This is a genomic window from Paraburkholderia sp. MM5384-R2 (assembly GCF_014201025.1).
Lineage (GTDB): Bacteria > Pseudomonadota > Gammaproteobacteria > Burkholderiales > Burkholderiaceae > Paraburkholderia > Paraburkholderia tuberum.
Genome location: NZ_JACHDI010000064.1, coordinates 2,458 through 5,238, shown reverse-complemented (window position 1 = coordinate 5,238; position 2,781 = coordinate 2,458). Strand labels below are relative to the sequence as shown.

At 54.6% G+C, this 2,781-nt stretch carries 2 tRNA genes and 2 rRNA genes (1 of these 4 only partly in view); all 4 read left to right on the top strand.

The features are described from left to right. The first annotated feature begins 116 nt into the window (after positions 1-116). A 16S ribosomal RNA gene (locus tag HDG37_RS38430) occupies positions 117-1,649 on the top strand. A 75-nt stretch (positions 1,650-1,724) separates the two neighbouring features. Beyond that, positions 1,725-1,801 (top strand) — tRNA-Ile (locus HDG37_RS38425). A gap of 53 nt (positions 1,802-1,854) precedes the next feature. Then, positions 1,855-1,930: transfer RNA gene (locus HDG37_RS38420), tRNA-Ala, on the top strand. A 310-nt stretch (positions 1,931-2,240) separates the two neighbouring features. Further along, a 23S ribosomal RNA gene (locus HDG37_RS38415) occupies positions 2,241-2,781 on the top strand; it runs 2,433 nt beyond the window's last position. Together the 16S and 23S rRNA genes with 2 tRNA genes alongside form the textbook arrangement of a ribosomal RNA operon.

Here is a 2,781-nt window from a genome sequence, read left to right as displayed (position 1 = left end):
TCAGAAGCCTCACACAGTATTGGAGGAAGGTTTGTCTGTCGAAAGACGGATCAATCATCGTCAGTACGTTGAGTGAGCGACCGGGTTCGAGAGAGCCCGAACACAGTAACAGGTTTGAACTGAAGAGTTTGATCCTGGCTCAGATTGAACGCTGGCGGCATGCCTTACACATGCAAGTCGAACGGCAGCACGGACTTCGGTCTGGTGGCGAGTGGCGAACGGGTGAGTAATACATCGGAACGTGTCCTGGAGTGGGGGATAGCCCGGCGAAAGCCGGATTAATACCGCATACGCTCGGGAGAGGAAAGCGGGGGATCTTTCGGGACCTCGCGCTCAAGGGGCGGCCGATGGCAGATTAGGTAGTTGGTGGGGTAAAGGCCTACCAAGCCGACGATCTGTAGCTGGTCTGAGAGGACGACCAGCCACACTGGGACTGAGACACGGCCCAGACTCCTACGGGAGGCAGCAGTGGGGAATTTTGGACAATGGGCGCAAGCCTGATCCAGCAATGCCGCGTGTGTGAAGAAGGCCTTCGGGTTGTAAAGCACTTTTGTCCGGAAAGAAAACCTCGTGGCTAATACCCGTGAGGGATGACGGTACCGGAAGAATAAGCACCGGCTAACTACGTGCCAGCAGCCGCGGTAATACGTAGGGTGCGAGCGTTAATCGGAATTACTGGGCGTAAAGCGTGCGCAGGCGGTGCTGTAAGACCGATGTGAAATCCCCGGGCTTAACCTGGGAACTGCATTGGTGACTGCAGCGCTGGAGTATGGCAGAGGGGGGTGGAATTCCACGTGTAGCAGTGAAATGCGTAGAGATGTGGAGGAACACCGATGGCGAAGGCAGCCCCCTGGGCCAATACTGACGCTCATGCACGAAAGCGTGGGGAGCAAACAGGATTAGATACCCTGGTAGTCCACGCCCTAAACGATGTCAACTGGTTGTCGGGCCTTCATTGGCTTGGTAACGAAGCTAACGCGTGAAGTTGACCGCCTGGGGAGTACGGTCGCAAGATTAAAACTCAAAGGAATTGACGGGGACCCGCACAAGCGGTGGATGATGTGGATTAATTCGATGCAACGCGAAAAACCTTACCTACCCTTGACATGTATGGAATCCTGCCGAGAGGCGGGAGTGCCCGAAAGGGAGCCATAACACAGGTGCTGCATGGCTGTCGTCAGCTCGTGTCGTGAGATGTTGGGTTAAGTCCCGCAACGAGCGCAACCCTTGTCCCTAGTTGCTACGCAAGAGCACTCCAGGGAGACTGCCGGTGACAAACCGGAGGAAGGTGGGGATGACGTCAAGTCCTCATGGCCCTTATGGGTAGGGCTTCACACGTCATACAATGGTCGGAACAGAGGGTTGCCAAGCCGCGAGGTGGAGCCAATCCCAGAAAACCGATCGTAGTCCGGATCGCACTCTGCAACTCGGGTGCGTGAAGCTGGAATCGCTAGTAATCGCGGATCAGCATGCCGCGGTGAATACGTTCCCGGGTCTTGTACACACCGCCCGTCACACCATGGGAGTGGGTTTTACCAGAAGTGGCTAGTCTAACCGCAAGGAGGACGGTCACCACGGTAGGATTCATGACTGGGGTGAAGTCGTAACAAGGTAGCCGTATCGGAAGGTGCGGCTGGATCACCTCCTTTCCAGAGCTATGCATTCATTGCATTCAAGTGCTCACGCTTATCGGCTGTGGTTAGAAGAAACGCAGGCAGGCTCAGGGGTCTGTAGCTCAGCCGGTTAGAGCACCGTCTTGATAAGGCGGGGGTCGATGGTTCGAATCCATCCAGACCCACCACGGTCTTGTCTGGTGAGCTGAAGGGCTGGGGCCGCTGGAATATCTGTGGGACTGGGGGATTAGCTCAGCTGGGAGAGCACCTGCTTTGCAAGCAGGGGGTCGTCGGTTCGATCCCGTCATCCTCCACCAATCCTCAATGCCAAGGGTTCAGCAGGAAGTGATGCTGAGTACTTTGCATTGGCGATTGAGCCAGTCAGCGCGGTACACAGTTTGACTGTGATATCGGCTGTCGTTCTTTAACAATCAGGAAGAAGTAGTAAAGAGATTCACGAAAGGCACCTGGAGATGGGTGCCAGGTAGGTGAATCAGGGTTGTGATTGTATCGATGTATTTTAAAGGTGATCGAAAGATTGCTTTGGAATACGGCGCAACACGAATACTCAACCTGTAGCGGAAGTGATCTGCGGTGAGCAATCATTGGGAGACACACCCGTTATAGGGTCAAGCGAACAAGTGCATGTGGTGGATGCCTTGGCGATCACAGGCGATGAAGGACGCGGTAGCCTGCGAAAAGCTCCGGGGAGCTGGCAAACGAGCATTGATCCGGAGATGTCCGAATGGGGAAACCCACTCCTAATGGAGTATCCGTAGCTGAATCCATAGGCTGCGTGAGGCGAACGCGGTGAACTGAAACATCTAAGTAACCGCAGGAAAAGAAATCAACCGAGATTCCCAGAGTAGTGGCGAGCGAAATGGGATCAGCCGGTACACGTTATCCGTATTGTTAGTCGAACGCTCTGGAAAGTGCGGCCATAGCAGGTGATAGCCCTGTAGACGAAAACAGCATGGAAGAACTGGGTGTACGAGAAGTAGGGCGGGACACGTGAAATCCTGTCTGAAGATGGGGGGACCATCCTCCAAGGCTAAATACTCGTGATCGACCGATAGTGAACCAGTACCGTGAGGGAAAGGCGAAAAGAACCCCGGGAGGGGAGTGAAACAGATCCTGAAACCGCATGCATACAAACAGTCGGAGCCTC